The 476-nt window shown below is 50.2% G+C and carries 1 rRNA gene; it reads left to right on the forward strand.

Annotated features, from left to right (window positions below):
* Nucleotides 1-121 precede the first annotated feature (121 nt).
* Nucleotides 122-476 (forward strand): 23S ribosomal RNA (locus QMG44_RS24190); the annotation flags it as partial.

Here is a 476-nt window from a genome sequence, read left to right on the forward strand (position 1 = left end):
TTTGCTCTTTAAAAATCTGGATCAAGCTGAAAATTGAAACGACACACAGTTAATGTGTGTTCGAGTCTCTCAAATTTTCGCAAACCGGTGATGAATCGAAAGAAACATCTTCGGGTTGTGAGGTTAAGCGACTAAGCGTACACGGTGGATGCCCTGGCAGTCAGAGGCGATGAAGGACGTGCTAATCTGCGAAAAGCGCCGGCGAGGTGATATGAACCTTTGACCCGGCGATGTCCGAATGGGGAAACCCAGTGTGTTCCGACACACTATCGTTAACTGAATACATAGGTTAACGAGGCGAACCGGGGGAACTGAAACATCTAAGTACCCCGAGGAAAAGAAATCAACCGAGATTCCCCCAGTAGCGGCGAGCGAACGGGGAGCAGCCCAGAGTCTGAATCAGCTTGTGTGTTAGTGGAAGCGTCTGGAAAGTCGCACGGTACAGGGTGACAGTCCCGTACACGAAAGCACACAGG

This window comes from Enterobacter sp. 200527-13, from assembly GCF_027924865.1.
Lineage (GTDB): Bacteria > Pseudomonadota > Gammaproteobacteria > Enterobacterales > Enterobacteriaceae > Enterobacter > Enterobacter ludwigii.